23 protein-coding genes are annotated in these 26,597 nt (G+C 68.8%); 13 read left to right on the top strand and 10 right to left on the bottom strand.

Going from position 1 to position 26,597, the window contains the following annotated elements:
• Positions 1 to 92: 92 nt before the first annotated feature.
• The 7 genes from JHL17_RS36310 to JHL17_RS36280 form a co-directional block, all read right to left on the bottom strand.
• On the bottom strand, positions 93 to 1,088 hold the full coding sequence (locus JHL17_RS36310; RefSeq protein WP_200199534.1) for an MDR family oxidoreductase: 996 nt from the start codon (positions 1,086 to 1,088) through the stop codon (positions 93 to 95).
• A gap of 210 nt (positions 1,089 to 1,298) precedes the next feature.
• The gene (locus JHL17_RS36305; RefSeq protein WP_200199533.1) at positions 1,299 to 2,066 is read right to left on the bottom strand and encodes an enoyl-CoA hydratase/isomerase family protein; all 768 of its coding nucleotides are present in this window, start codon (positions 2,064 to 2,066) and stop codon (positions 1,299 to 1,301) included.
• Positions 2,067 to 2,132: 66 nt separating this feature from the next.
• Entirely contained in the window at positions 2,133 to 3,758 is a 1,626-nt protein-coding gene (locus tag JHL17_RS36300) for a class I adenylate-forming enzyme family protein (protein WP_200199532.1), read from the bottom strand.
• An 84-nt stretch (positions 3,759 to 3,842) separates the two neighbouring features.
• Positions 3,843 to 4,646: an ABC transporter permease gene (locus tag JHL17_RS36295; protein ID WP_200199531.1), complete on the bottom strand. Its 804-nt coding sequence runs from the start codon at positions 4,644 to 4,646 to the stop codon at positions 3,843 to 3,845.
• Positions 4,643 to 5,539 (bottom strand): ABC transporter permease, encoded by an 897-nt coding sequence (locus tag JHL17_RS36290; protein ID WP_200199530.1) that lies wholly within the window; start codon positions 5,537 to 5,539, stop codon positions 4,643 to 4,645. The genes JHL17_RS36295 and JHL17_RS36290 overlap by 4 nt, the downstream gene beginning before the upstream one ends.
• Complete coding sequence (locus JHL17_RS36285; protein ID WP_200199529.1) at positions 5,536 to 6,600, bottom strand: ABC transporter substrate-binding protein; 1,065 nt, start codon at positions 6,598 to 6,600, stop codon at positions 5,536 to 5,538. The genes JHL17_RS36290 and JHL17_RS36285 overlap by 4 nt, the downstream gene beginning before the upstream one ends.
• A 22-nt stretch (positions 6,601 to 6,622) precedes the next feature.
• On the bottom strand, positions 6,623 to 7,777 hold the full coding sequence (locus JHL17_RS36280) for an ABC transporter ATP-binding protein (protein WP_200199528.1): 1,155 nt from the start codon (positions 7,775 to 7,777) through the stop codon (positions 6,623 to 6,625).
• 131 nt (positions 7,778 to 7,908) lie between these two features.
• On the opposite strand from JHL17_RS36280, the gene JHL17_RS36275 reads away from it, so the two are divergent.
• From JHL17_RS36275 to paoC, 4 genes are all read left to right on the top strand, one after another.
• Positions 7,909 to 8,673: a TetR/AcrR family transcriptional regulator gene (locus JHL17_RS36275; protein WP_200199527.1), complete on the top strand. Its 765-nt coding sequence runs from the start codon at positions 7,909 to 7,911 to the stop codon at positions 8,671 to 8,673.
• Positions 8,674 to 9,089: 416 nt separating this feature from the next.
• Positions 9,090 to 9,761: an aldehyde dehydrogenase iron-sulfur subunit PaoA gene (paoA, locus tag JHL17_RS36270; protein ID WP_200199526.1), complete on the top strand. Its 672-nt coding sequence runs from the start codon at positions 9,090 to 9,092 to the stop codon at positions 9,759 to 9,761.
• Positions 9,758 to 10,708, top strand: a complete 951-nt coding sequence (locus tag JHL17_RS36265; RefSeq protein ID WP_200199525.1) for an FAD binding domain-containing protein — start codon at positions 9,758 to 9,760, stop codon at positions 10,706 to 10,708. The genes paoA and JHL17_RS36265 overlap by 4 nt, the downstream gene beginning before the upstream one ends.
• A 3-nt stretch (positions 10,709 to 10,711) precedes the next feature.
• Positions 10,712 to 12,910, top strand: coding sequence for an aldehyde oxidoreductase molybdenum-binding subunit PaoC (paoC, locus tag JHL17_RS36260; protein ID WP_200199524.1), 2,199 nt, complete (start codon positions 10,712 to 10,714; stop codon positions 12,908 to 12,910).
• Between the two features lie 111 nt (positions 12,911 to 13,021).
• Here the strand turns inward: paoC and JHL17_RS36255 are convergent, their stop codons facing one another.
• Positions 13,022 to 13,798 (bottom strand): SDR family NAD(P)-dependent oxidoreductase, encoded by a 777-nt coding sequence (locus JHL17_RS36255; protein ID WP_200199523.1) that lies wholly within the window; start codon positions 13,796 to 13,798, stop codon positions 13,022 to 13,024.
• Between the two features lie 321 nt (positions 13,799 to 14,119).
• Here JHL17_RS36255 and JHL17_RS36250 point away from each other — a divergent pair, with 321 nt between their 5' ends.
• From JHL17_RS36250 to JHL17_RS36220, 7 genes are all read left to right on the top strand, one after another.
• A complete protein-coding gene (locus JHL17_RS36250; RefSeq protein ID WP_247894087.1) occupies positions 14,120 to 14,959 on the top strand; it encodes an IclR family transcriptional regulator in 840 nt (279 codons plus the stop codon).
• A complete protein-coding gene (locus JHL17_RS36245; RefSeq protein ID WP_200199522.1) occupies positions 14,923 to 15,939 on the top strand; it encodes a 2-dehydro-3-deoxygalactonokinase in 1,017 nt (338 codons plus the stop codon). Before JHL17_RS36250 ends, JHL17_RS36245 begins: the two co-directional genes overlap by 37 nt.
• Positions 15,932 to 16,582 carry a 2-dehydro-3-deoxy-6-phosphogalactonate aldolase gene (locus JHL17_RS36240; RefSeq protein ID WP_200199521.1) on the top strand — a complete coding sequence of 217 codons (651 nt, stop codon included), beginning with the start codon at positions 15,932 to 15,934 and terminating at the stop codon, positions 16,580 to 16,582. The genes JHL17_RS36245 and JHL17_RS36240 overlap by 8 nt, the downstream gene beginning before the upstream one ends.
• An 84-nt stretch (positions 16,583 to 16,666) precedes the next feature.
• On the top strand, positions 16,667 to 17,650 hold the full coding sequence (locus tag JHL17_RS36235) for a tripartite tricarboxylate transporter substrate binding protein (RefSeq protein ID WP_200199520.1): 984 nt from the start codon (positions 16,667 to 16,669) through the stop codon (positions 17,648 to 17,650).
• Positions 17,651 to 17,873: 223 nt separating this feature from the next.
• Entirely contained in the window at positions 17,874 to 18,398 is a 525-nt protein-coding gene (locus JHL17_RS36230; RefSeq protein ID WP_200199519.1) for a tripartite tricarboxylate transporter TctB family protein, read from the top strand.
• A 16-nt stretch (positions 18,399 to 18,414) separates the two neighbouring features.
• Positions 18,415 to 19,911, top strand: a complete 1,497-nt coding sequence (locus tag JHL17_RS36225) for a tripartite tricarboxylate transporter permease (protein ID WP_200199518.1) — start codon at positions 18,415 to 18,417, stop codon at positions 19,909 to 19,911.
• A complete protein-coding gene (locus JHL17_RS36220; protein WP_200199517.1) occupies positions 19,908 to 20,843 on the top strand; it encodes an SMP-30/gluconolactonase/LRE family protein in 936 nt (311 codons plus the stop codon). Before JHL17_RS36225 ends, JHL17_RS36220 begins: the two co-directional genes overlap by 4 nt.
• 117 nt (positions 20,844 to 20,960) lie before the next feature.
• Here the strand turns inward: JHL17_RS36220 and JHL17_RS36215 are convergent, their stop codons facing one another.
• Complete coding sequence (locus tag JHL17_RS36215) at positions 20,961 to 21,935, bottom strand: choline sulfate utilization transcriptional regulator (protein WP_200199516.1); 975 nt, start codon at positions 21,933 to 21,935, stop codon at positions 20,961 to 20,963.
• A gap of 111 nt (positions 21,936 to 22,046) precedes the next feature.
• Between JHL17_RS36215 and betC the strand changes: the two genes are divergently transcribed.
• Together betC and JHL17_RS36205 are read left to right on the top strand one after the other, a co-directional pair.
• Positions 22,047 to 23,687: a choline-sulfatase gene (gene betC, locus JHL17_RS36210; protein WP_200199515.1), complete on the top strand. Its 1,641-nt coding sequence runs from the start codon at positions 22,047 to 22,049 to the stop codon at positions 23,685 to 23,687.
• A gap of 55 nt (positions 23,688 to 23,742) precedes the next feature.
• Positions 23,743 to 24,729, top strand: a complete 987-nt coding sequence (locus JHL17_RS36205) for a choline ABC transporter substrate-binding protein (protein ID WP_247894086.1) — start codon at positions 23,743 to 23,745, stop codon at positions 24,727 to 24,729.
• A gap of 334 nt (positions 24,730 to 25,063) precedes the next feature.
• Here the strand turns inward: JHL17_RS36205 and JHL17_RS36200 are convergent, their stop codons facing one another.
• Entirely contained in the window at positions 25,064 to 26,125 is a 1,062-nt protein-coding gene (locus JHL17_RS36200) for an SDR family oxidoreductase (protein ID WP_200199514.1), read from the bottom strand.
• Between the last annotated feature and the right edge of the window lie 472 nt (positions 26,126 to 26,597).

Here is a 26,597-nt window from a genome sequence, read left to right as displayed (position 1 = left end):
TCCGTCGAGGAGTCCAGTCCACAGCGCCGATCCGCTCCGCCGGTCGATGCCGGAGACGGTCGCAGCGGATCGGCTCATGGGTCCGGCGGGCCTCAGCGGGTGACGTCGACGACGACGCGGCCACGGATCTGTCCGGCGAGGATCCTGGTTGCCAGATCGGGGAGTGCGTCGAAGGGCTGCACCTCGTACATCGCCGTCAACGCCGTCTTGTCCATGTCGCGGGCCAGCCGCGCCCAGGCGGCGTCGCGGAGCGGCTGCGGCGCCATCACAGAATCGACGCCGAGCAATGCGACGCTGCGCAGGATGTGCGGCAGCACCGTGCCGGGCAGGTCGGACGAACCGGCCAAGCCGCAGGCGGCGATCGCCCCACCCCAGATGGTTTGCGACAGCGCGTTGACCAGCGTCTGCCCGCCCACCGAGTCGACACCGCCGGCCCAACGTTCCTTCTGCAAGGGCGCGCCTTTTTCCAGGAGGACCGCACGGTCGATGAAGCCGGTGGCGCCGAGGCCCCGCAGATAGTCGTGCGTCTCGGGCCGGCCGGTGGAGGCCACCACCGGGTAGCCGCGCTTGGCGAGCAGCGCCACCGCGACGGAACCGACGCCGCCGGCCGCCCCGGTGACCAGCACCTCCTTGCCGCCGGGGCGAACGGCGCCCCACCGTTCCAGCGCGTCCACGCACAGCGCGGCGGTGTAGCCGGCGGTGCCGATGCCCATCGCCTCCTCGAGCGAGAAAGCGTCCGGCAGACGGGTCAGCCACTCCGCCTTCAGGCGCTGGAAGCGGGTGTAGCCGCCCCATTGCGTTTCCGACATGCCCCAGCCGTTGGCGACCACCTTGTCGCCGGGCTTCCAGTCGGGAGACCGGGATTCGACCACGGTGCCGGCCAGATCGATGCCGGCGACCATCGGCAGCTTGCGGGCGATCCTGCCCTTCCCGGAGACGGCGAGGCCGTCCTTGTAGTTGAGCGTGGAGTAGGCGACCTCGACCAGCACGTCGTTGTCCGGCAGGTCGGCGAGCGTCAACGTCGTGAAGCCACCCTTGGGCTTGCCGTCGACATCCTTGATCACAAAGGCTTTGAAGGTCTCGGCCATGGTTGGGACTTTCCCCGCGATAAAGAGACTGTTGGATGAGCACCGCGCCGTTCGACGGGATGCCGGCACGCCGGACCATGGTCCGGCTGCTCGGGCGCTCACGGCAAGGAGAGTTGCGTGCATAGTCCTTCAGAACATGCCCGTGGCGAGCGCATCCCGGCTGGCGCCGGGCGGACGGCTGCCCTGGCCGCCCACCCTCCGGGCTTGTCGTCATTCACCGCCACGGAACACCGGAGCGCGCTTTTCCAGGAAGGCGCTGACGCCTTCACGGGCATCGGCTTGCGTCTCCAGCCGGCGGGCGACGGTCGCCTCATAGGCGGTCGCGGCCTCGACCCCCTCGACCTCTCCCAGGATCACCCCGGCCTTGATCGCGGCGACCACGGACGGCGAGTTCCTGGCGATGTCGCGCGCCAGGGCGAGGGCCTCGTTCAAAGCCTCGCCCGTTTCGGCCAGACGGTTGATGAAGCCGGTCCGGTAGGCCTCGTCGGCGGGCAGCGGGTTCGCCGTCAACATCAGTTCCAGCGCCCGGCCCGCCGTCATCAGACGCGGCAGGCGGCCGATCTGCCCGCCCTCGGGCAGCATGCCCAGACGCGCCCCCGGCGAACCGAAGGACGCATTCCTGCTCGCCACCCGCAGGTCGCAGTTGACCGCGAAGATCAGGGCCGCGGCATAGCAATGGCCGTTGACCGCCGCGATCACCGGCTTGCGCATGCTGCGCGGGCGCAGGAAGGGCTCTTCCCCCAGGTTGGTTTCGGCATGGGCGCCGGACGCGATCTCGTTCAGGTCATGGCCGCTGGAGAAGGCGATGTCCCCGGCCCCGGTGACCACGATCACGCGCACCGCGTCATCGCCTTCCGCGTCGTTCAGCAGGCGGAGGAAGTCCGCCGCCATCGTCCCTTCGAACGCGTTCCGCTTGCGTTCGTTGGAGATGGTCAGGATGCGGATCGCGCCCTCGGTCCGCGTGGAAATTTCGGGCATGGCAAAAGTCCTCGATTAAAGGCCGGCTGGCCTTTTCGGATTGGGTCGATGGGGATGGGGGCGGCGTCAGCGCCAGATCTTGTCCTGCCGGTCATAGGCGCCGACGCGCAGGTCGGGCTTCTCGGCGATCAGGTGCTTCTTCTGGACCCGCTGGGAGTCGGTCAGCGGGAAGCCGTCGCGGAACTCGTAGTAGCGGGGGACCTTGAACCCGGCGAGATGACGGGAGCAGTGATCGGCGATCAGTTCCGGCGTGCAGGTCTCCGGGGACGCCCCGGGGGCCAGCAGGATGTAGGCCTTGATCTCCTCGCCGCGGTAATCGTCGGGCACCGGCACGATGGCGGCGTCCTGGATGTCGTCGAGCATGCGCAGCACGACTTCGACCTCGCGCGCGGCGATGTTCTCGCCCATGCGGCGGACCATGTCCTTGGTGCGGCCGAGGATGTAGTGATAGCCCCCGGCATCCACGCGGCAAAGGTCGCCGGTGCGGAACCATCCGTCGGTGAAGGCGTCCGCCGTCGCGTCCTCATTGCCGAAATAGCCCTTGAGGATGCCGCGGCCGCGGACCCACAGTTCGCCGGCCTCGCCGGTCGGAACCGGCTTGCCGTCCTCGCCCGCGACCATCAGCTCGCGGAAGGGGGCGGCCACGCCGCAGCTTCCCGATCCGGTCATCTCCGGCAGGCGATGGGCGGGGACGTAGCTGCCGCCGCCGATCTCCGTCATGCCGTAATATTCCTGGCCATACACGTTGAAGCGCCGCTGGAAGTCGGCATGGCTCTCGGGGCCGAAGGCGAAGATCGTGGCGATCTTCAGCTTGTTGTCCGCGTCGGTCGGTCGCGGCGGCTGCTTGTAGACCATCTCGAACAGGGCGCAGTAATCGCACTCCAGCGCCGACACGTCGGTCATGAAGCGCTTGGCGCCCGGCTTGCGCGGGAAGAAGGCGCAGCCGCCGCTGGCCATGGCGTTCAGCAGGATGCGCTGCCCCACCATGTAGAAGAAGCTGGAGCCGACATAGAAGCGGCGCAGGTCGGTGGCGAAGAACGCGGTCGAGCTGATGCCGAGGCACAGCCAATATTCGTTGCTGAGCATGCAGGCCTTGGAGAAGCCCGTCGTACCCGAGGTGTATTGGAGGTTCAGCGTGGCGTCCATGTAACGCGGGATCGCCGGAGCCTGACGGCCGCGGGCCTCGTCCATCAGGACCTGCCAGTCGCGGTGACGGTCCGACACCGCATCGCCGATCACGATGATGTGGGAGGGATCGAGCCACGCCGCTTCCAGCCTGTCCAGATGCGGCAGGAACTCCGCCTCCAGCACCATGTAGGTGGCGAGCGAGGTCTTCAGGACATACTCGACCTCGCGCGCGGTGTAGGTCGCGTTGACCGGCACCATCACCGCCTGGAGACGCGACAGCGCCAGCCAGGTGATCGGGAATTCCTCGCGGTTCCACGCCATCACCGCGACGTGGACGCCCGGGCCGATGCCGACCGCGGACAGCGCGGCGGCGGCGGTATCGACCTTGGCCAGGACTTCGCCCCAACTCCGCTCCACCCCATCGTCGAGGAAGCGCCAGGCGGGCGCCATCGGGACACGGGTGGCGGTATCCAGCAGCAGGTCATACACCGAGTCCGGAAGCGTCATCGCCTCCAGGCGGCGGGCGAGAGCATCGGGTTCTTCCCTGCGGAAATCTGAGAACATCACAACTTCCCTGGGTGATGGGGCCGTCGGGTGCGATGGCCGTATGTTAGGATGCGGCGCCGGCGCGCGGCGTCGGGCGGCCCGTTACCCCGCACGCCGCTTGGCACGGCGTTGGATCAGGTCGCTCATGAAGACGGCGGCGAAGGTGACGGCGATCAGCAGCGTGGCGACGGCGGCCACGACCGGCGTCAGGTCGTGGCGCATGTCCGCCCAGATGCGCATGGGCAGCGTTTCGTTCTGACCCATGACGAACAGGGCGATGACCAGCTCGTCGAAGGAGATGAAGAAGGCGAACACGGCGGCCGAGATCACCGCCGGACGGATCGCCGGCAAAGTGACGTGCCAGAAGGCCTCATGCGGCCTGGCCCCCAGCACGCGGGCCGCGCGGGCCAGCGTGTCGCCGGTCTGGCGCAGCGCCCCGGACACCGTGGTGGTGACGAAGGGCAGAGCCAGGACGGCGTGGACCAGGACCACGCCCCACAGCGAGCCGTAAAGGCCGAAGCGGCTGAAGACCAGCAGGGTGCCCAGCGCCAGGATGATGACCGGCACCACCTGCGGACCGAGGAAGACCGGTCCGGCCGCCCGCGCGGCCTTGCTGCCCTCCCGGCTCAGCACCAGGGCGGCCGCGGTGCCGACGGCGGTGGCCAGCGCAGCGCTCGCCGTCGCGATGAGCAGGCTGCGCAGGGTGGCGTCGATCCAGCCGGCGGACGCGAAGAACTCCTGATACCAGCGGAGGGTGAAGCCCTGCGGCGGGAATTTCAGATAGCGCGTTTCGCTGATCGACATCGGGATGACCAGCAGCAACGGCAGCAGCAGGTAAAGCAGGACGCCGACGAAATAGACCGGCAGCAGGTAGCGCCCGGACATTTCCCAAAGCGATCGTTTCATCGCGAGCCCCCATGGCCGCTCAGCGTCGTCACACGCCGGAAGAGCAGGGCGACGGCGCCGACCACGGCGAATCCCGCGATCACCAGCACCATGCCCAGCGCGGAACCCAGACCCCAGTCGAGGGTCAGCGTGATCTGCGTCGCGATCAGGTTGGCGATCATCGTCTCCTTCGGACCGCCGACCAGCGCCGGGGTGATGAAGAAGCCGAGAGCCAGAACGAAGGTGAGCATCCAGGCGTTGACCGCTCCCCCCGCGCTCAGCGGAAGGAAGATGTGGACGAAGCCGCGCCACGGCGATGCACCCAAAATCCGGGACGCCATCAACAGGGAACGGTTGATGGTGGTCATGGTCGAGAACATGACCAGAATGGCGACCGGCAGCAGAACCTGGACCATCGCGATGTAGACGGCTCCGCGCGTGTACAGCATCTGGAGCGGCCCGTCGACGGCGCCGATCCCGAGCAGCATGGAGTTGACCAGCCCTTCGCGGCCGAGAACGACGATCCAGCCGAAGGTGCGCACCAGCACGCTGACCCACAGCGGGGTCAGGATGAGCAGGAGCAGCAGGGTGCGGTTGCGCGGCGGACGGGATGCGAGGAAATAGGCGGCCGGATAGCCGACCAGGATGCAGGCGCAGGCCACGCCGAAGGAAAGCTGCAGCGTTCCGAACAGGATCGTCCGGTATGGTCCTGCGCCGAGTGCCGCCTCGTAATTCTCTGCCGACAGACCGGCTTCCCCCTGCACGCTCCACAACGCGACCTCGCCGACCGGGAGGATGAACACGAAGAGAAACAGCACGGCCGCCGGGGCAAGCAGCCAGAGGGAGGAGAGAGGCGCGCGCCTGCCGCGCGCCGCCCCTTTCCCATCGCGCGGCATGGCAACGCCGTCGCTCATTGCAGGCGCCAAGCTTCCCACCGCTTCTGGATGCGCGGCAGGTTTTCGGCCCAGTATTCGGAATCCAGCGCGAACTGAACCTCGAGGTTCGCCGGGCTGGTCGGCAGCTCCTTGGCTTCGTCCGCCGAAAGGATCTTATAGATGTCGGGGTTGAAGGAGGAATACGGCATGGCCCGGGCGATCTCGGCCAGACGCGACGGCGTGTTCCAGCAATACTTCATGAATTTCTGGGCGTCGGCCACGTTGCGGGCGCCCTTTACGATGGAATAGTAGCTGACGTCCAGCGACCCGCCGTCCCAGATGATCCTGACCGGCAGCTTGTCCTTTTGCAGCTGCTGGATGCGGCCGTTGAAGGCGGTCGCGTAGAAGACCTCGCCGCTGGCGAGCAGCTGGACCGGCTGCTGGCCGCTGGTCCACCAGACGGTGATCGCCGGCTTGATCTCGTCCAGCTTCCTGAACGCGCGGTCGACGCCGTCCGGCGACCGCAGCACGGTGTAGACCTCGGACGGCTTCACCCCGTCGGCGATCAGGGCGAATTCGAGGTTTTCCGCCGGAGAGTTGCGCAGCGTGCGCGGGCCGGGGAAGCTCTTGACGTCCCAGAAATCCTTCCAGCCGCTAAAGGTCTTGCCTTCCGGCAGCTTGTCGGTGCGCACGCCGATCGTGGTGGAATAGGCGATCGCGCCGATGGCGTACTGTTTGCGGGCAACCGGCGGCAGCTTGTTCTCCGGGTCGACCACCGACCAGTCGATCGGCTCGAGCCAGCCATTCTTGGACGAGACCGGCAGGCCCGAACGCTCGGTGGGCGCAATATCCCACAGGATGTTCTTGGTGGTCTGCTGGACGCGGATCTGGGCAAGGGAGTCCTCGGTCGCCGCCTGGGTGACGGTGATGCCGGTCTCCTTGGTGAACGGCTCGATGCAGATGCGGTTCAGGGTTTCGGCCCACGCACCGCCGTAATTGGCGATCGTGATCGACTTGTTGGCGGACTGGGCCAGGGCGGCGTCGCCGGCACCGCCGACAATCGCCGCTCCAACGGAGAGGCTCCACAGCAGCTTCTTCATAACGGCACTCCCAATCAGTTCTTCAGCGGCCGGCTTTGGAGAGATCCGGAACGAGGACGACGTCGGAGGGGCGCAGGACGAGACCGATGGTCTCGCCGCGTTCCGGGATCCGATCCCTGTCGCGTCTCTGTTCCCGGAAGTGGATGAGCGCACCATGGGCGGTGCGGGCGCTGTACTCGATCACGTCGCCGAGGAACACGGCTTCTTGAACGGTCACGTCCACGGCAATGTCCGACCCTTCGGCCGGGCGGCGCTGGAGCTTTTCGGGACGAACGCTGGCGTACCAGGACCCCGGACGGGCCTGGAACTCCGCGTCCCGATAAACGGCGCCGAGTTCGGAGATGGACACCGATCCGGCTTTCGACAGATCGGCGGCCAGGAGATTGGTCTGCCCGATGAAATCGGCGACGAAGCGGCTTTTCGGCGCGTCGTACATTTCCGACGGCGTGCCGACCTGCTCGATCCGACCGTCGCGCAGCACGACGATGCGCGACGACATGGCGAGCGCTTCACGCTGATCGTGGGTGACATAGACCACGGTGCAGCCGAGCTGATGCTGGATTTCCTTGATCTCGAACTGCAGCGCTTCGCGCAGCTTGAGGTCGAGCGCGCCGAGCGGTTCGTCCATCAGCAGCACGGGCGGTTCGAACACGATGGCGCGGGCGAAGGCCACACGCTGTTGCTGTCCGCCGGAAAGATCGCGGGGCATCCGCTTGGCGAGCGCGCCGAGCCGGACGATCTCCAGGACCCGCTCCACCCGTTCGTTGATCTCGCGCCGCGGGGCGCGGCGCATCCGCAGCGGGAAGGCGATGTTGTCGAACACCGTCATGTGCGGGAACAGGGAATAGTTCTGGAACACCATCCCCAGATTCCGGCGCTCCGGCGGCTCGTCGATCACCGACTTGCCGTCGATGAGGATGTCGCCCGAGTCCGCCCCGGAGAATCCCGCAAGTGCATTCAGCGCCGTCGTTTTCCCCGATCCGCTCGACCCGAGGATCGTCAGGAACTCGCCGGGATGAATGGTCAGAGAAAAATCGTGCAGTGCTGTTACCGATCCATAGGCCTTGCGGACGGATTGGAACTCGATCGTCGCACCGGTGGCCTTCGATTTCGAAAAAGCTTCCCTGTTCAAGGTGCCGCTGGAGGGTTTATTGACGTCCACCATCGTAGGTACCATCGGCCTGTCCAGTGATGACGCATTGTCTAAATATGACGCTATGTGTAAAAATGGCCCTCGTCAAGCTGTGAACGTCAGCTCGCGGAACATTTTTGCCGGGGCCATGGTGGTTGGGGAGCGAGGGCATAAAAATGCAGCAGGATGAGAAAATTCAGGGCAGCGGGCCTGAGCAGGATGAAGCCGATCCCCCGCTCTTCTTCGAGGAGGTGCTGGCGATCAAGAGCCGGGAACGGACGCGCCCGAAGCGGGAACGGACGCGCTACATGCTGCTTTCCCTCGTCGCCCGCCACCTGCGCACCACGCGGGGAAAGCTGATGACGGTGGAGGCGCTGCTGGACGAAGCCGGGCTGTCGCGCGGAACCTTCTACAATCATTTCAAAGACATGGACGAATGCGCCGCTGTCCTCGTCAACCTGTTCTTCGAATATGTCACCCACCGTCGCACCGTGACGAAGGGGCCGCGGAGCAGCTACGAGGCGATCTTGCACGCCAACACCGACTATTGCCGCGCCTATGAGGCGAACGCGGGCTTCTACAGCCTGTTCTCCGAACTGGCCACGCGGGATCCCGAGGTGCTGCGCATGCGCGAGCGCATGAACTCCGAATGGGTCGACCGCATCGTCGTGGCCGTCGCCCGCCGTCGCGGACAGCCCTTCGGTACGGAGGAACGCGGCAGGTTCGAGGGCGTCCTGCGCCTGCTGATCGCGATGACGATCGAGAGCCTGCGCGAACGGTTCGTCCATGGCGACGCGCTGCTGTGCCGGTCCTTTCCCACCGCCGACAGCCTCGCAAAAGCCCTGTCGGACCAATGGTATCTCGCGATGGCGGCGTTCGAGAATCCAACCCGGCCGACGACCGGCGCCGGATCGGATCCCGTGAAGTCGGGATCGATATAAGGTGTGAACCGATCCGCCGGAGCGGGATCGGGAAACGCGCGCCGGATGATCCTTCCCGTGATCCGGCAGGGGGAGCCGCCGACGGGAGCCGCCGACGGGAGCCGCCGACAAGTCCGGCACGCTCCGGAGTGCCGATCGGGCCGCGGACGGGGACACGGCAGGCCGGACAAAAAACAAAGCCATGGGAACGGTTGTCCCCATCCTCCGGTTTCATGAGTCCGATCGATCGGCGTTATCGGGAACGCTGCAGCAACAATCGCCCGATGGACCCGAACCGACGTTGCCTCCGTTGTGCCTGCCGGGCCGCCGGTTTTCGCAGTGAACCTCCGGAAGGCGGCTCCTGCGGACAACGGCGCCTGTCACACCCGTTTTGGCGACCGGTGAAGAGGAAGGAAACAGGACATGGAGGGTTTCGCATGGAGGGTTTCGGGGACCTCGAGATGTCGCGGCGCGGCCTGCTGCTCGGAAGCGCCGCCACCGTGGCGATGACCGGCGTGCCGTTCGCCATGCCGGCCCGCGCCGCAACCACCCAAGCCACAGCCAGCGAAAGGCCTGCAATGCCCGACGGCAATCCCGTCATGTCCAAGGTGTCGTTCACCGTGAACGGTACAGCGCACACGCTGCAGCTCGACACGCGGACCACGCTGCTCGACGCGCTGCGCGAGCATCTGCATCTGACCGGCACCAAGAAGGGATGCGACCACGGCCAGTGCGGCGCCTGCACGGTGATCGTCGACGGCCGGCGGCTGAATTCCTGCCTGTCGCTGGCGGTGATGCACGAGGGCGACAGCGTCACCACCATCGAGGGACTGGGCAGGCCCGGCGACCTGCACCCGATGCAGGCGGCCTTCGTGAAGCATGACGGTTACCAGTGCGGCTACTGCACGCCCGGACAGATCTGCTCCGCCGTCGCGGTGCTGGACGAGATCAAGGCGGGCATCCCCAGCCATGCCAGCGCCGACCTGACCGCCGCGCCGCAGCTGAACGCCGCCGAACTGCGCGAGCGGATGAGCGGCAACATCTGCCGCTGCGGCGCCTATTCCAACATCGTCGACGCGATCACCGAAGTCGCCGGGAGGGAGGCATGAGACCCTTCACCTACGAGCGTGCGGCCTCCCCCGCCGCCGCCGCGGCGGCCGTGCAGCGCAATCCCGACGCCCGCTTCATCGCCGGCGGCACCAACCTGCTCGACCTGATGAAGCTGGAGATCGAGCGGCCGATCCATCTGGTCGACGTCAACGGCCTGAAGCTCGACGGCGTGGAGCCGGCACCGGACGGCGGCCTGCGCATCGGCGCGCTGGTGCGCAACACCGACCTCGCCGCCGACCGGCGCGTGCGGCGCGACTATGCGGTGCTGTCCCGCGCCCTCCTCGCCGGCGCGTCGGGCCAGCTGCGCAACAAGGCGACGACCGCGGGCAACCTGCTCCAGCGCACCCGCTGCCCCTATTTCTACGACACCGACCAGCCCTGCAACAAACGCCGGCCCGGCAGCGGCTGCGCCGCCATCGGCGGATTCAGCCGCCAGCTCGCCGTCATCGGCGCCAGCGACGCCTGCATCGCCACCCATCCCAGCGACATGGCGGTCGCCATGCGCGTGCTCGACGCCACGGTGGAGACGGTGCGGCCCGACGGAGCCACGCGCACCATCCCCATCGCCGATTTCCACCGGCTGCCCGGCGACACGCCGCATGTCGAGACGGCGCTGGAGCATGGCGAGCTGATCACGGCGGTCACCCTGCCCAAGCCGGCCGGCGGTGCGCAGATCTACCGCAAGGTGCGCGACCGCGCCTCCTACGCCTTCGCGCTGGTTTCGGTCGCGGCGATCGTGCAGCCCGACGGCAGCGGCCGCGTGGCGTTGGGCGGCGTGGCGCCCCGGCCGTGGCGCGTCGAGACGGCGGAGGCGGAGATGCCGCAAGGCGCCAAGGCGGTCGCCGCCAAGCTGCTGGCCGAGGCCAGGCCGACCCATGACAACGCGTTCAAGCTGCCGCTGGTCGAGCGCACGCTCGGCGCGGTCCTGGCCGAAGCGAAAGGCTGAGACATGAAGTTCGACACCCCCGCGACGACCAACCCGATCGACCGCCTCGCGGTGGTCGGCAAGCCGACGCCGCGCATCGACGGCCCGCTGAAGACCACGGGCACCGCGCCCTATGCCTATGAACGGCATGACGCCGTGCCGGACGCGGCCTATGGCTATGTCGTCGGCTCGGCGATCGCCAAGGGGCGGATCGTTGCGATGGACATCGCCGACGCCAAGGCGGCGCCCGGCGTCCTCGCCGTGGTCACCGCCGACACTGCGGGGAAGCTCGGCAAGGGCGAGAAGAACACCGCGACGCTGCTCGGCGGCCCCGGGATCGAGCATTACCATCAGGCCATCGCGCTGGTCGTGGCGGAGAGCTTCGAGCAGGCGCGGGCCGCCGCCAGGCTGGTCCGCGTCACCTACGACCGGGCCGACGGCGCCTTCGACCTGGCGCAGGCGCGGGACGGCGCCACCAAGCCGGAAGGCGGCAAGTCCGACAGCGATGTCGGCGATTTCGCCGGCGCCTTCGCGGCGGCCCCGGTGCGGCTCGACGCGACCTACACCACCCCCGACCAGACCCATGCGATGATGGAGCCGCACGCCACCGTCGCCGCCTGGGACGGCGACCGGCTCACCGTCTGGCTGTCCAACCAGATGATCGCCTGGACCACCGGCGACCTCGCCCGCACGCTGGACATGCCCAAGGAGAAGGTCCGCCTGATCTCGCCTTTCGTCGGCGGCGGCTTCGGCGGCAAGCTGTTCCTGCGGGCCGACACCGTGCTGGCCGCCCTGGGGGCGCGCGCCGCCGGGCGGCCGGTCAAGGTGGCGCTCCAGCGACCCTTGATGATGAACAACACCACCCACCGGCCGGCCACGATCCAGCGCATCCGCATCGGCGCCGAACGCGACGGCACCATCACCGCCATCGCGCATGAGAGCTGGTCCGGCAATCTGCCCGGCGGCGATCCCGAGACGGCGGTCGATCAGACCAAGCTGCTCTATGCCGGGGCCAACCGCCTGACCGCGCTGCGGCTGGCGCGGCTCGACCTGCCGGAAGGCAACGCGATGCGCGCGCCGGGCGAGGCACCGGGCCTGATGGCGCTGGAAATCGCCATGGACGAGATGGCGGAGAAGCTGGGCCTCGATCCTGTCGACTTCCGTATCCTCAACGACACCCAGGTCGATCCCGCCCAGCCCGACCGCCCCTTCTCCCAGCGGCAGCTCGTCGAATGCCTGCGCCGGGGCGCCGACCGCTTCGGCTGGGCCAAGCGCGTTCCAACCCCCGGGCGGAGCCGCGACGGACGCTGGTTGACCGGACTCGGCGTCGCCGCCGCCTTCCGCAACAACCTGCTGACCAAATCGGCGGCGCGGGTGCGGCTCGACAAGCGCGGCGGGGTGACGGTCGAAACCGACATGACCGACATCGGCACCGGCAGCTACACCATCATCGCCCAGACCGCGGCGGAAATGATGGGGGTGGGGCTGGACAGGGTGACGGTTCGCCTCGGCGATTCGTCGTTCCCGGCATCGGCCGGGTCGGGCGGCCAGTGGGGCGCCAACAACTCCACCGCCGGCGTCTACGCCGCCTGCGTCAAGCTGCGCGAGGCGGTGGCCGGCAAGCTCGGCTTCAACTCCGCCGACGCGGTGTTCGCGGACGGGGAGGTCCGGGCCGGCAACCGCAGCGTCCCGCTCGCCCAGGCGGCGGGCGACGACGGTCTCGCCGCCGAGGACGGCATCGAGTACGGCGACCTCGACAAGCGCTATCAGCAATCCACCTTCGGCGCCCATTTCGTCGAGGTCGGCGTCGATGCCGCGACGGCGGAAATCCGGGTGCGGCGCATGCTGGCGGTGTGTGCCGCCGGGCGCATCCTCAACCCGCTCTCGGCGCGCAGCCAGGTGATCGGCGCCATGACCATGGGCGTCGGCGCGGCGCTGATGGAGGAACTGGCGGTGGACAAGCGCGCCGGCTTCTTCGTCAACCACGATCTGGCCGGCTACGAGGTGCCGGTCCATGCCGACATCCCGCACCAGGAGGTGATCTTCCTCGACGAGACGGACCCGATCTCCTCGCCGATGAAGGCCAAGGGGGTTGGGGAACTCGGCCTTTGCGGCGTCGGGGCCGCCATCGCCAATGCCGTCTACAACGCGACCGGCGTGCGCGTGCGCGACTATCCGGTCACGCTCGACAAGCTGCTGGACAGGATGCCGGCGGTCGGATGACCAGCCGGCGGGGCCATCGGCGGGGTCGAAGCGGCGTTCCCGCGAGGGTCTTCTTCCAGACGCGGGCCCGCCTCGACGCCGGCGAGGCGGGCCTTTGCCCGAAGCCCCGGCTCAGGGCATGTACTGGCCGCCGTTGACGTCGAGCACCTGCCCGGTGATGTAGCCGCTGCAGGCATGCGAGGCGAAGAACAGGAAGGTCGGCGCGCATTCCTCCGGACGGCCGAAGCGGCCCATCGGGAAGCCGGCGCCGATGCGGGCCTTGGTGTCCGCGTCCTTGTCGGCGTGGAAGGCGGTGTCGAAGGTGCCCGGCGACACCGTGTTGAAGCGGATGCCGTCCTTGGCGTGGAAGGTCACCCAGTTCTTCTGGATGTTGTGCAGCCACGCCTTCGCAGCGCCATACAGCCCGGCGCCGGGACCGCCGCCGGTGTAGCCGGCGACCGAGCCGACCAGGATCACCGAGGCGGTGGTGCCGCTCTGCCTGGCCGAGTCCTTCAGGTGCGGCAGCGCGTATTTGGTGACCATCAGGGCGGAGCGCGCGTTCAGGTCGGTCACCGCGTCGAAGAAGTCGTCGTCGATCTCCTCCAGCGGCTTGCGCGCCACCAGGCCGCCGGCATTGTTGATCAGCACGTCGATGCCGCCGAAGCGCTCGACGAACGCTTCGACCAGGCGGGCCGCCTCGGCGCTCGACGAGACGTCGGCCGGCAGGAACGCCACCTCGCCGTCCAGCTCGTTCAGCCGGGCCAGCGTCGCGTCGAGATCGGCCGGGGCCTTGCGGCCGTTCATGCCGACCAGCGCACCGTGGCGCGCGAACGCCTCCACCGCCGCCAGGCCGATTCCCTGGGTCGATCCCGTCACCAGAACGCGCCGGCCCTTCAGATCACCGAACATGCGAAGCCCTTCCTTGAATACCGATCGTTGAAGACGGAGCCGGTTTCGCGACCACCGGCATTCCGTCCGCCCGGGACGGGCTGCCGATCCATGGTCCGCAAAAATCATATCTCTCACATATTGAGACATGACGCTCATTATTGAGCCGAATGTTAGGGTGGAGCGACAATCCGGTCAAGCATTCCTGGGTCTATTACCTTTGTCACCAACGTTATAAATGTCTCAATATATGGGATACTCTATGTTAGATTTGACAACATACATCGCGGCCTCTAAGGTCCCGGCACCAAGGCGAACCCCATGCCCAGCGAACCCGGCCCCATGTCCATGCCCTTGCCCGCCGACACCATCGACCAGGCCGCGCCCGGGAAGCGGCAGGCCGCCGGCACGCAGACGCTGCTGCGCGGGCTGGCCGCCATCGAGTGCGTGGCCACCGGCACCACCGACGTCAAAGGCATCGCCGCCCGGCTGGACACGCCGCGCAGCACCGTCCACCGCATGCTGAACAGCCTGGTGGCGGAGGGGTATCTGCACCACGTCCCCTACAAGGGCTATCTGCTGGGGCCGAAGCTGATCCAGCTCGGCATGAAGGCGCTGGAGCAGCGCCCGCTGGTGGCGCTGGCCCGGCCCCACATCGAGGAGCTCGCCCGGCGCACCGGCGACACCGTCCATCTCGGCGTGGCCGACGGCGGCGAGGTCTTCTACCTCGACAAGATCCCCGGCACCCGCGGCCTGGAGATGCGCTCGCGCGTCGGGCTGCGGATGCCGTTGGCCTCGACCGGCATCGGCAAGGCGATGATGCTCGGGCTGCCGCCGTCGCGCTGGCGCGAGCTGCATGCAGCGGTGATGGCGACGGCGGACGGAGCGTCCGACCGCCCCGCCCCGGCACCCTGGCCGAAATACGAGAAGGCGATGACCGCCTCGCTGCGGCGGGACTGGGTGCTCGACCTGGAGGAGAACGAGATCGGCGTCCGCTGTGTCGGGGCGCCGGTGCGCGACATCAGCAATCAGGTGGTCGCCGCGATCAGCGTGGCGAGCGCCGTTCCCTACATGCCGGACGAGCGGATGACGGAACTCGGCCCCGTCGTCCGGGCGACGGCCGACGCGATATCGAAGGAACTGGGATGGAAGCAGGACGAACGCGCGACACGGCATCCCTGATCGCGCTGGATTGGGGAACCTCCAGCTTGCGGGGGTTCCTGATGGACGGCGGCGGGCGCGTGCTCGACCAGCGCGCCAACGCGCACGGCATCCAGAACCTGCCGCAGCCCGGCATCCCCGGCTTCGAGCAGGCCTTCGCCGAGCTGTGCGGCGGCTGGCTCGCCGCCCATCCCGGCCTGCCGGTGGTGGCGGGCGGCATGGTCGGCAGCGCCCAGGGCTGGGCCGAGGCGCCCTATGTCCCCTGCCCGGCCGACACCGGCACGCTGGCCTCCCGGGCCATCGCGGTGGACAGCGCGTCGGGTGTCCGCATCCTGATCGCGCCGGGCGTCACCTACGACCCGCCGGACTCGCCGCCGGACATCCTGCGCGGCGAGGAGATCCAGATCGCCGGCGTGCTGGCCGACCGGCCCGACTGGGCGCGCGACGCCTGCATGGTGCTGCCCGGCACCCATTCCAAATGGGTGCGGATCGCCGACGGCCGCATGACCCGCTTCGCCACCTACATGACCGGCGAGGTCTTCGCCGTGCTGACCCGGCATTCCATCCTCGGGCGGCTGATGCCGGAGGCCGCCGAAGCCGGCGATGACGCCCGCGACGGGGCCTTCGCCGAAGGCGTGCGCGCGGCGCAGGCCAGCGGGCCGGGCGACCTGACCCACCAGATCTTCGCCGCCCGCACCCTGGGCATCACCCGGCGCATGGCGCCGGAGCTGCTGAAGGATTACCTGTCGGGCCTGCTGATCGGGCACGAGCTGGTCTCCGGCCTCGCCCATGGCGAGATCGACCCGGATGCCGGACGGACGGACGGCTGTCCGCTGCTGCTGATCGGCGACGGCGCGCTGTGCCGCCGCTACGTCCAGGGGCTCGGCCTGCTGGGCGTCGAGCCCACCGCAAGGCTCGAAAACACCGCCCCCCGGGGGCTGTTCCAGTTCGCCATCGCCGCCGGCCTGATCGCGCCGGCCGGAAAGGACCCCCATGTCTGATGAAAGCCTGCAGAAGCGCCTGGACGGCGCCTTCGCCGCCCTGCCGCTGGTCGCCATCCTGCGCGGCCTGAAGCCCGCCGAGTGCGAGGACGCCGCGCGCGCCCTCTACGACCGCGGCTTCCGGCTGATCGAAGTGCCGCTCAACTCGCCCGACCCCTTCGACAGCATCGCCGCCATCCGGCGCCTCCTGCCGCAGGACGCGCTGGTCGGCGCCGGCACCGTGCTGGAGACGGCGCAGGTCGCCCGCCTCAAGGAGATCGGCGCCGACCTGGTGGTGATGCCGCACGCCGACACCGCGGTGATCCGCGCCGCCAAGGCGGCCGGCCTCGCCTGCGTGCCCGGCGTCGCCACGGCGACCGAGGCTTTCGCCGCGCTGGCGGCCGGCGCCGACGCGCTGAAGCTGTTCCCGGCCGAGCAGATCAACCCGACCATCGTCAAGGCGATCCGCACCGTGCTGCCGGCCGGCACCCGGCTGCTGCCGGTCGGCGGCATCGCGCCCGACACCATGGCCCCCTTCCTGGAGGCCGGCGTCGCCGGCTTCGGCCTGGGATCGGCGCTCTACAAGCCGGGGATGACCGCCGCTGAGATCGCCGAACGGGCCGAGGCCTTCGTCGCGTCCTGGCGGGCCCTGCAACAGCGCTGATCCGCCGCCGCTTCTCTGGACGGACGTTCGTACCGTCCGTCCTCCGAAACCATCACCCAAGCAAAAACCCGAGGGAAAACGCTCATGAAGGGCTACCGCTTTCTGACCGGCACCGCCGTCCTGGCCGCCGGCGTGCTGGCCGCCAGCCTGACCGCCACCCTGGCCGCCGGCGCGCAGGCCGCCGACTATCCGACCAAGCCGATCGAGCTGACCGTGCCCTATGCCGCCGGCGGCGGCACCGACCTGGTCGCCCGCGCCTATGCCGACGCGGCGAAGAAGCACCTGCCGCAGTCGATGGGCGTCGTCAACAAGACCGGCGGCGCCGGCGCGGTCGGGCTGACCGAGATCATGGCCGCGCGCGCCGACGGCTACAAGATCGGCATGGGGACCGTCGAGATCACCATGCTGCCGCACATGGGGATCGCCCGCTTCTCGGTCGACGACTTCAGCCCGATCGCCCGCCTGAACGCCGAGCCCAGCGCCATCACGGTGAACGCCGACTCGCCCTTCAAGACCTTCGAGGATTTCATCGCCAACGCCAAGGCGAATCCCGGCAAGGTCCGCATCGGCAATTCGGGCACCGGCGCCATCTGGCACCTCGCCGCCGCCGCGCTGCAGGACAAGAGCGGCGTCACCTTCAACCACATCCCCTATGACGGCGCCAACCCGGCGGTTACCGCCCTGCTCGGCAACCACATCGAGGCGGTCAGCGTCAGCCCGGCCGAGGTCGTCAACCATGTCGCCGCCGGCAAGCTGCGCATCCTGGCGGTGATGGCCGACGAACGCTCCCCGGCCTTCCCGGAGGTGCCGACCGTCAAGGAAAAGGGCATCGACCTGTCGGTCTACACCTGGCGCGGCATCGTCGTTCCGAAGAAGACCCCGCAGGCCGTCGTCGAGACGCTGCGCAAGGCGTCCAAGGCGACCGTCGAGGAGGCGTCCTTCAAGGAGACGCTGGGCAAGATGAACCTGACCCTGGCCTACGCCGACGGTCCCGAGTTCGGCCAGGTCATGCAGAAGGACAACGCCTTCTTCAAGGACCTGATGACCAAGCTCGGCATGGCCAAGTAAGACCATTTCCGCAAAGTTTCGGCCTGCGGCCGGCACTTTGCGGCCCCTCAGACGCCGGGCGGTCCGCATCCGCGGACCTTGGCTTCGCGGGCATGGGCCCGCGCGGCCGCCGTCGCGGCCGATGCCAGGGGCGGAAATCACAATTTTCTGACCCTGGCATAAGCAAGTCGCAAGGCGGGGCACGGTTGGCACGGCCGCCGCGCCCCGTCCCAGGAGATCTCGAATGAGTCAGTCCCCCGAGGGAACCCCGGGACCGGGCGCGCCGCGGTCCGCGGATATCGGCGCCGGCATCGTCGTCGCCGTGGTCGCCATCGCCGCCATCGTCGTGTCGCGCGACTTCCCGACCACCGGCCTGGACAGCGACGTCGGGCCGGCCCGCTTCCCGCTGATCTATGCGGGCGTGCTGGTCGTCCTCAGCGCCATCCTTATCATCGGCCGGCTGCTGCCGACCCGGCGCAACCGCGAGAGCGCCGCGGCGCCGTCCCAGCCCGGCAGCGGCTTCCGCTTCGTCCCGGTGGCCATCGGGATCGTGGCGACGGCCGTCTACATCTACCTGATCTCGCTGATCGGCTACCTCCCGACCACGGTGGTCTTCCTCGTCGGCATGATGCGGCTGATGGGACAGCGCAGCTGGGTCCGCACCCCGCTGCTCGCGGTCGGGATCACCGCCTTCCTCTATCTGATCTTCCTGTACGGCCTGCAAATCCCGTTGCCCGTCGGAAGCCTGTTCGAAGCCGCCGAGCTGTAGGCGAGGAGTCCGGAAGATGTATGAAATCGACATGCTCCTCAAGGGGTTCGCCAGTCTGGCGGCGGACCCGGTCACCCTGCTGCTCGCCCTGGTGGGCGTGGCGCTCGGCATCGTCATCGGCGTGCTGCCCGGCCTGACGGCCACCATGGGCGTCGCCATCCTGCTGCCCTTCACCTTCGGCATGGACCCGGCCCCCGCGATCCTGATGCTGTCCGGCGTCTTCTTCGGCGGCATCTACGGCGGCTCGATCACCGCCATCCTGCTCAAGATCCCCGGCACCCCGGCGGCGGCGGCCACGGCGATGGACGGCTACGCGCTGAGCCAGAAGGGCCAGGCCGGCCTCGCGCTCGGCACCGCCACATTCTCGTCCTGCATCGGCGGGACCTTCAGCGTCTTCATGCTGATCTTCCTCGCCCCGCTGCTCGCCGGCATCGCGCTGGAATTCTCCGCCGCCGAGACCTTCGCGCTCGCCGTCTTCGGACTGTCGATCATCACCAGCGTGTCGGGCGAATCGCTGGTCAAGGGGTTGATCGCCGGCTTCCTCGGCCTGCTGCTGTCCACCGTCGGCATGGACCCGATGGGCGGCTTCCCGCGCTTCACCGGCGGCTTCAACGAACTGCTCAACGTGCCCTTCATCCCGGTGATGATCGGCCTGTTCGCCGCCTCGGAAGCCTTCAAGTCGCTGGGCCAGCCCGCCACCCACGCCGAGGTGAAGGTCCATATCGGCCGCATCATCCCGCCCTGGTCGGTGTTCAAGGGCCTGATCCTCACCATCCTGCGCTCGTCGGGCCTGGGCATCATCGTCGGCATCATCCCGGGCGCCGGCGCCGACATCGCCTCCTTCGTCGCCTACAACGAGGCCAAGCGCTTCTCCAAGAACCCGGCGAATTTCGGCAAGGGCGAGCTGAAGGGCGTCGCCGCCGCCGAATCCGGCGCCAACGCCTGCACCGGCGGCGACCTCTTGCCGATGATGACGCTGGGCATCCCCGGCGACGCGGTGACGGCGGTGATGCTGGGCGCGCTCACCATGCAGGGGCTGCAGCCCGGCCCGCTGCTGTTCAAGGACCATGCCGGCCTGGTCTTCACCCTGTTCGCCGGCATGCTGTTCTGCTACGCGGTGCTGCTGGTGCTCGGCCTGTCCTCGCTGCGGCTGATGGGCAAGGTGCTGGAGATGCCGCGCTCGATCCTGACGCCGCTGATCCTGACGCTCTGCGTCGTCGGCGCCTATGCCATCAACAACAGCATGTTCGACGTCGGCATCATGCTGGCGACCGGCGTCGTCGGCTTCTTCATGCAGCGCTGGGACTACCCGGCCTCGCCGGTGGTGCTGGCGCTGATCATGGGGCCGATGGCGGAATCGAGCTTCCGCCGCGCCCTGTCGCTGTCGGGCGGCAGCCTCGACTTCCTCTACACCCGTCCGATCACGCTGGGGCTGCTGCTGGTCGCCATCGTCACGCTGGTGCTGCCGCTGCTCAAGCACATCAGGGGCGACGGCGAAAGGCAGGCGGCATGACCGCCGTCACCACCGTCGGCCTCGACGCCGTCATCGATCCGGCCTTGCGCAACGGCACCGGCGAGAACCCGGTGTGGGATGCCGACCGCCGCCGATGGACCTGGATCGACATCCCGGCCCGCCGCATCCACCGGCTGGACCCGTCCAGCGGGCGGCGATGGGCATGGACGCTGCCGGAGATGGTCGGCAGCCTCGCCCTGCGGCCGGACGGCGGCGCCGTCGCCTGCTGCGAGACCGGCATCTTCGACGTCGACCTGCCGGAGACGGACGCGGCGGCGGGGGAAACGGCGGCGGAGGCCGCCGTCTCCCGCCTCGCCTTCATCCGCTTCCCCAAGGAGGGCATGCGCTTCAACGACGGGCGCTGCGACCGGCAGGGGCGGCTGTGGGTGTCCAGCCTGGTGATGGACATCTCGCTGGGCGACCCGTCCGGCGCATGGTTCCGCTTCACCCGCGCCGGCGGGCTGGCCGAAACCGGGCTGCCGGGCTCCATCATCCCCAACGGCTCGGCCTTCAGCCCCGACGGCCGGACCTTCTACGCCTCCGACAGCCACCGCGACGTGCGGATGGTCTGGGCCTGGGACTACGACCCCGACAGCGGCACCGCCCGCGACCGCCGCCCCTTCGTCGACATGCGGGCGATGGTCGGACGGCCCGACGGCGCCGCGGTGGACGCCGACGGCTGCTACTGGATCTGCTGCCTGGACGAGGGCTGCATCAAGCGGTTCACCCCGCGCGGCGACCTCGACCGCCGGATCGACGTGCCGATGCGCAAGCCGACCATGTGCGCCTTCGGCGGCCCCGGCCTGCGGACGATGCTGGTCACCTCGCTCAGCCGCGGGCCGGCCGACCTGGCCGAGGATCCCCATGGCGGCCGGGTCCTGATGTTCGAGCCGGGCGTCCAGGGCCTCCCCGAACCGCGCCTGACCGCCTGACACCCGATACCGGCGGTCGTCGATAACGGCCGCCGGGCGCCGCGCCGACCGGCGCGGCGGCCTTCTCCAGGCCCGCTCCCAGTTCGGAGCCGTCGTTATCTTCCCCGGGAAAAGCGCCTAAACATCCCGGTCGCCGGTCCCGCGGCCACTGTCCCGGCGGCTTTCCTCGACCACCCAGCGGCGGAAGCGGTCGCGACGCTCATCCGGTTGGCGCCGGCTGGCGACGACGAGGAAATAGCCCCGTTCCGTCTGAACCGGCCGGTCGAGCAGGGCGACCAGATGCCCATCCCGCATCAGCTCGTCGACCAGCGGGCTCCATCCCAGCGCCACCCCCTGCCCCATCAAGGCCGCCTGCAGGACCAGCGGGTAATTGTTGAAGGTCAGATCCTGGCCGCCGGCCGGCATCGCCAGCCCGTGCAGGGTGAACCAGTCCCCCCAGGACAGCCAGGCGGCCGGCCCGACGCTTTCCAGATGCAGGAGCGGCAGGGACGCCAGATCGGCCGGGACGGCAGAGTCCCCGGTGGCGGCTCCGGTGCCGGCCCCGGCGGCAAACGGGGCGCGGCCGGCCCGGAAGGCAGGGCTGCAGACCGGCAGGACCCGTTCGGGAAACAGGAGTTCCGCCTCGCAGCCGGGCCAATGGCTATGGCCGAAGGTGATGGCGATGTCCACCGCCTCGCGGCGCAGGTCGATCGCGTTCTGCATCGTCACGATCCGCACGTCCAGCTCGGGCAAGAGCTGGCGCAGCGCGCCGAGACGCGGCAGCAGCCAGCCGGCGGCGAAGCCGAAATCGGTGGCGACGTTCAGCACGCCCGGCCGTTGCCGGTCGCGGATGCCGGTCACCGCATCGCCGATGCCGTCCAGCGCCTCCCGCGTCGCCTCATAGAGCCGCACGCCGTCCGGCGTCAGCGCGACCCCGCGGTGAAGGCGGCGGAACAGCGCCGTCCCCAGATCCGCCTCCAGCCAGCCGATCTGGTGGCTGACCGCCGACTGGGTGCAGGCGAGTTCGCGGGCGGCGGCACTGAAACTGAGCAGCCGGCCGGCCGCCTCGAAGAACAGCAGGGTGCGCAGCGGCGGCAGGCGGTCCTTTCCCATGAGCACCCTTCATACCGACATGATCAGACAGGGGCTTCACGACCCCTGCCGGGCGCGTAAATTCTATCCTGATCGAACGGTCTGTCCACAAACGGTATGAAGCAGACGGATATGGCACGGCGTCCCAACATCCTCATCCTCATGGCCGACCAGATGATCCCGCAGGCCCTCGGCGCCTACGGCAACCGGACCGTGCGGACGCCGCATATCGACCGGCTGGCGGAGGGCGGCGTGGTGTTCGACAGCGCCTATTGCAACAGCCCGCTCTGCGCGCCTTCGCGCTACGTCTTCCTGTCGGGGCGGTTGCCTTCGGCGATCGGCGGCTACGACAACGCCGCCGAATTCCCCTCCGCCGTTCCCACCTTCGCCCATCATCTGCGGCTGGCCGGCTACCGGACCATCCTGTCCGGCAAGATGCATTTCTGCGGGGCCGACCAGCTTCACGGCTTCGAGGAACGGCTGACCACCGACATCTATCCCGCCGATTTCGGCTGGACGCCGGACTGGACCCGGCCTTTGGAGCGACCGAGCTGGTACCACAACATGAGTTCGGTGCGCGATGCCGGTCCCTGCCTGCGCACCAACCAGCTCGACTTCGACGAGGAGGTGGTCTTCGCCGCCGAGCGCAAGCTGTACGACATCGCCCGCGGCCGGCGGGAGCGGCCCTTCGCCTTCGTGGTGTCGCTGACCCATCCGCACGATCCCTACGCCATCACCGAGCACTACTGGAACCGCCACAGCGACGAAGACGTGCCGCTGCCGCGCGTCACCCTGGCGCCGGAGGCGATGGACCCGCATTCGCGGCGGCTGCGCCATGTCTGCGCGATGGACGAGATGCCGCTCGGCGAGCGCCAGATCCGCAATGCCCGCCGCGCCTATTACGGCGCCGTCGCCTATGTGGACGACCAGATCGGCCGGCTGCTGGGCGTGCTGGAGGAAACCGGGCTGGCCGAGGACACCGTGGTCGTCCTGCTGTCCGACCACGGCGACATGCTGGGCGAACGCGGGCTGTGGTACAAGATGAGCTTCTTCGAATCCGCCTGCCGCATCCCGCTGATCATCCGGGCGCCGGGCTGGTTCCAGGCCGGGCGGGTCGCCGCCTCCGTCTCGTCGATGGATCTGCTGCCGACCCTGGTCGACCTCGCCCATGACGGGGCGGCGCCGGGCTGGCGGACGCCGATCGACGGGCGCAGCCTGCTGCCGCACCTGCAGCGCAGCGGCGGCCACGACGAGGTGATCGGCGAATATCTGGCCGAAGGCGCCGTGGCCCCGATCGTGATGATCCGGCGCGGCAAAGACAAATTCATCCATTCGCCGGCCGACCCCGACCAGCTCTACGATTTGTCCGACGATCCGGACGAGCTGGTGAACCGGGCGGAGCAACCGGCCGCCGGCCCGGGGGCGGCCGACTCCGGGGTGGCCGACTCCGGGGTGGCCGACTCCGGGGCGGCCGACTCCGGGGTGGCCGACTCCGGGGCGGCCGACTCCGGGGCGGCCGACGCCATACGGCGCTACCGCGCCGAGGTGGAGCAGCGCTGGGACCTGGCGCGGCTGCATGAGGAGGTCGTCGCCAGCCAGCAGCGGCGGCTCCTGGTGGCCGACGCGCTGCGGCAGGGGCGGCACAGCCCCTGGGATTTCCAGCCCTTCACCGACGCCGGAACCAGCTATATGCGCAACCATCTGGATCTCGACGATCTGGAAGCCATGGCGCGCTTCCCGCGCCCCCCGCGCCCGGGCAGCCCGGCGCATTGACACGGCGCGCCGGCGCGCCGGACGTCGACCACCACCCGACAGGAGGGAGAGCATCATGCGTGCACTGGGGGTTGCGATGGGCGGAGCGGCGATCGGGCGGGCGGCGCTGGCCGGCCTGATGGCCGCGATCGGGATGACGGCGGTCTTGCCGGCGGCCTCGGCGGCGGAACCGGCGGGTTGCCAGACGGTGAGGATGGCCGACCCCGGCTGGACGGACATCACGGCGACCAATGCGGTGGCGGGAACGCTGCTGGGCGCGCTGGGCTACCAGCAGAAGATCGAGACGGTCGCCGTTCCCATCATCTTCCAGGGGCTGAAGACCGCCCAGATCGATGTCTTCCTCGGCAACTGGATGCCGGCCCAATCGGGCTTCCTCGACAAGCTGGTCGCCGAGAACTCGGTCGAGATCCTGCGCCCGAACCTGGAGAACGCCAAATTCACCCTGGCGGTGCCGACCGCGGTCGCCGATGCCGGCGTGCACAGTTTCGCCGACCTCGCCCGGTTCGGCGACCGGTTCGAAAAGAAGATCTACGGGATCGAGCCGGGCGCGCCGGCGAACCAGAATATCCAGCGCATGCTCGACAAGAAGGATTTCGGGCTGGAGGGCTGGACCCTGGTCGAATCGAGCGAGCAGGCCATGCTGGCCCAGGCGGTGCGCCGGACGCGCAGCAAGGATTGGGTGGTCTTCCTCGGCTGGCAGCCGCATCCGATGAACACCCGGATCGACATGACCTATCTCAGCGGCGGCGACGCCTATTTCGGCCCGAACTATGGCAGCACCACGGTCAACACCCTGTCCCGGCGCGGCTACGGCAACGAATGCCCGAATGTCCACCGCCTGTTCAGCCAGCTCGCCTTCACCGTGGGGATGGAGGACACGATCATGGCCGCCATCACGGAAGACAAGAAGGTCCCCAAGGACGCGGCGGCCGGCTACCTGAAGGCGCACCCCGACCTCCTCGGCCCCTGGCTGGCCGGCGTGTCGACCCGCGACGGCAAGGAGGCCGCCCCGGCGGTGCGCGCGGCATTGGGCCTGAAGTGACGCAATCGAACAAAGGGAGATGAACAGCCATGCTGGCGGCGTTGCGCGCATGGATCCGGGCCCGTGTCCCGTCCTGGTTCCGGCCGGCCTACCGGCCCGAACGCCACTATATGCGGGGACCCTCGGGCTTGCGGTGAGGCGGGATCCGTGCGGCAGGTGGCCGGCGCCCGCCAGCGCTCCGTCGGCCGGATCGATCATGCCTCGGGGCACGGCCTCGTGGCGCGGTCCGAATACGCGACATCGCGACGGCCGCCTCCTCCGGGTGCGGCACCAGACATGCGCGCCGCCACCCCGCAGGGGATGGCAGCGACAGCCGCCGCGATGTCGCCCCGCCTCAGGGGATCAGGCGGTCGGCACGCAACGCTTCGAAGAGGTCGAAGAAGGCGTCGTCGGTCGGCTGATAGCGGGTGAAGCCGAGACGCCGGCTCTTGCTCATGTCGGTGACGACCTCGACCGGCCGCCCGAGATCGGCGTCGGTGTGCCAGGGCGAGGCGAGGCGGCCGAGATCGGGTTCCGCCAGCCCCTCGCGCTCGGCGATGCGGCGCCACAGCGGCGCATCGTCCTTCATGACCTGTTCCAGCGGCTCGACGGTGCCGTCGAACGGCGCCGGCTCCAGGCCGAACCAGTGCGCGATGCGGCCCCACATCCAGTTCCAGCGGAAGACGTCGCCGTTCACGACGTTGAAGTCCTCGTTCGCCGCCTCGGGCGTGGTCGCCGCCCATAGCAGATGGTGGGCGAGCAGGCGCACGTCGGTCATGTCGGTCAGGCCGTTCCACTGGACCGCCGATCCCGGGAAGCGGAAGGGCCGCCCGGTCTCGCGGCAGAGGATCGCGTAGGTGGCGAGCGTCGTTCCCATGTTCATCGCATTGCCGACCGCCTTGCCGATCACCGTATGGGGCCGGTGCACGCTCCAGGAAAAGCCGTCGCGCGCGGCTGCGGCGAACAGTTCATCCTCCTGCGCATAATAGAAGTTCGCCACGTCGAGCCGGCCCTGGCTTTCGCGGAACGGCGTCAGCGGCAGCTTGCCCTTGCCGTAGGCCTCGAAGGGGCCGAGATAGTGTTTCAGGCCCGTCACCAGCGCGACATGGCGCACGCTTCCCGCCGGACGGATGCCGTCGAGAAGGTTGCGGACCATCGCCGCGTTGACCCGGATGTTCTCCGCCTCGCTCTCCTGGCGCAGCCAGGTGGTGAGGAAGACCATGTCCGGCTTCAGATCCTTCAGGGCGCCTGCCGTGGCCGGGGCATCCCGAAGGTCCGCGGCGACAGGCCGTACGCCGGGCTGTCCGGTCGGGCGCCGCGCCAGACCGTGAACCGTCCAGCCCTCCTCGACCAGCAGGGTCGCCGTCGCACTGCCGACGATGCCGCTCGCGCCAACTATCAATGCCGATCCCGTCATTCCAGCCACCTTTATTGCCACTGGGCAATGAGTTGTGAGCAGTGCCCATGCCTTCAGGCAAATGCCGGAAGGCGCACGAAGGCCGTGTCCCGCCACTTGGTGCCGGAGGCATCAAGGGTGGTTTTCAGAACCCGGTGCTTCGGTCTGCTGTGATGGAGATGGCGGCCGCAGCGAGCATGGCAAGGACGATCCGCCGGCGTGTCCGGAAAGGGGGACGGTCCGGACAGCGAGAGGGTTTGAGTTTCAAGCGATATGCGTCCACCGTCTTCCCCACGAAGGCGCTACGACATGCACAGATCTCGCTTCTGCGAACGAGCTGCGACTATTCTCTAGCGAATGGCCCTTCTCCCCTCGCGGGAGAAGGGTTGGGATGAGGGGGGCGGCCGACCGTAGGTCGGTGGAAATCAAACCTGCGCCCCCTCACCCCAACCCCTTGTGTGTTTGGGAGGGAGTATAAAGTCCCTGGGCGGCG

It is taken from the genome of Azospirillum endophyticum, from assembly GCF_016595245.1.
GTDB classification, from domain to species: domain Bacteria; phylum Pseudomonadota; class Alphaproteobacteria; order Azospirillales; family Azospirillaceae; genus Azospirillum; species Azospirillum endophyticum.
The sequence above is the reverse complement of the archived record's forward strand: the minus strand, read 5'-3'. Positions and strand labels throughout refer to the sequence as shown.

Excerpts from the sequence above, each read along its gene's own strand:
- JHL17_RS36280 (WP_200199528.1), bottom strand. The coding sequence starts at position 7,777 with ATGGTACCTACGATGGTGGACGTCAATAAACCCTCCAGCGGCACCTTG.
- JHL17_RS36255 (WP_200199523.1), bottom strand. The coding sequence starts at position 13,798 with ATGTTCGGTGATCTGAAGGGCCGGCGCGTTCTGGTGACGGGATCGACC.
- JHL17_RS36240 (WP_200199521.1), top strand. The coding sequence starts at position 15,932 with ATGTCTGATGAAAGCCTGCAGAAGCGCCTGGACGGCGCCTTCGCCGCC.
- JHL17_RS36275 (WP_200199527.1), top strand. The coding sequence starts at position 7,909 with ATGCAGCAGGATGAGAAAATTCAGGGCAGCGGGCCTGAGCAGGATGAA.
- JHL17_RS36250 (WP_247894087.1), top strand. The coding sequence starts at position 14,120 with ATGTCCATGCCCTTGCCCGCCGACACCATCGACCAGGCCGCGCCCGGG.
- JHL17_RS36300 (WP_200199532.1), bottom strand. The coding sequence starts at position 3,758 with ATGTTCTCAGATTTCCGCAGGGAAGAACCCGATGCTCTCGCCCGCCGC.
- JHL17_RS36310 (WP_200199534.1), bottom strand. The coding sequence starts at position 1,088 with ATGGCCGAGACCTTCAAAGCCTTTGTGATCAAGGATGTCGACGGCAAG.
- paoA (WP_200199526.1), top strand. The coding sequence starts at position 9,090 with ATGGAGGGTTTCGGGGACCTCGAGATGTCGCGGCGCGGCCTGCTGCTC.
- JHL17_RS36200 (WP_200199514.1), bottom strand. The coding sequence starts at position 26,125 with ATGACGGGATCGGCATTGATAGTTGGCGCGAGCGGCATCGTCGGCAGT.
- JHL17_RS36285 (WP_200199529.1), bottom strand. The coding sequence starts at position 6,600 with ATGAAGAAGCTGCTGTGGAGCCTCTCCGTTGGAGCGGCGATTGTCGGC.
- JHL17_RS36245 (WP_200199522.1), top strand. The coding sequence starts at position 14,923 with ATGGAAGCAGGACGAACGCGCGACACGGCATCCCTGATCGCGCTGGAT.
- JHL17_RS36220 (WP_200199517.1), top strand. The coding sequence starts at position 19,908 with ATGACCGCCGTCACCACCGTCGGCCTCGACGCCGTCATCGATCCGGCC.
- JHL17_RS36305 (WP_200199533.1), bottom strand. The coding sequence starts at position 2,066 with ATGCCCGAAATTTCCACGCGGACCGAGGGCGCGATCCGCATCCTGACC.
- JHL17_RS36230 (WP_200199519.1), top strand. The coding sequence starts at position 17,874 with ATGAGTCAGTCCCCCGAGGGAACCCCGGGACCGGGCGCGCCGCGGTCC.
- JHL17_RS36235 (WP_200199520.1), top strand. The coding sequence starts at position 16,667 with ATGAAGGGCTACCGCTTTCTGACCGGCACCGCCGTCCTGGCCGCCGGC.
- JHL17_RS36265 (WP_200199525.1), top strand. The coding sequence starts at position 9,758 with ATGAGACCCTTCACCTACGAGCGTGCGGCCTCCCCCGCCGCCGCCGCG.
- JHL17_RS36215 (WP_200199516.1), bottom strand. The coding sequence starts at position 21,935 with ATGGGAAAGGACCGCCTGCCGCCGCTGCGCACCCTGCTGTTCTTCGAG.
- JHL17_RS36225 (WP_200199518.1), top strand. The coding sequence starts at position 18,415 with ATGTATGAAATCGACATGCTCCTCAAGGGGTTCGCCAGTCTGGCGGCG.
- JHL17_RS36290 (WP_200199530.1), bottom strand. The coding sequence starts at position 5,539 with ATGAGCGACGGCGTTGCCATGCCGCGCGATGGGAAAGGGGCGGCGCGC.
- paoC (WP_200199524.1), top strand. The coding sequence starts at position 10,712 with ATGAAGTTCGACACCCCCGCGACGACCAACCCGATCGACCGCCTCGCG.
- betC (WP_200199515.1), top strand. The coding sequence starts at position 22,047 with ATGGCACGGCGTCCCAACATCCTCATCCTCATGGCCGACCAGATGATC.
- JHL17_RS36205 (WP_247894086.1), top strand. The coding sequence starts at position 23,743 with ATGCGTGCACTGGGGGTTGCGATGGGCGGAGCGGCGATCGGGCGGGCG.
- JHL17_RS36295 (WP_200199531.1), bottom strand. The coding sequence starts at position 4,646 with ATGAAACGATCGCTTTGGGAAATGTCCGGGCGCTACCTGCTGCCGGTC.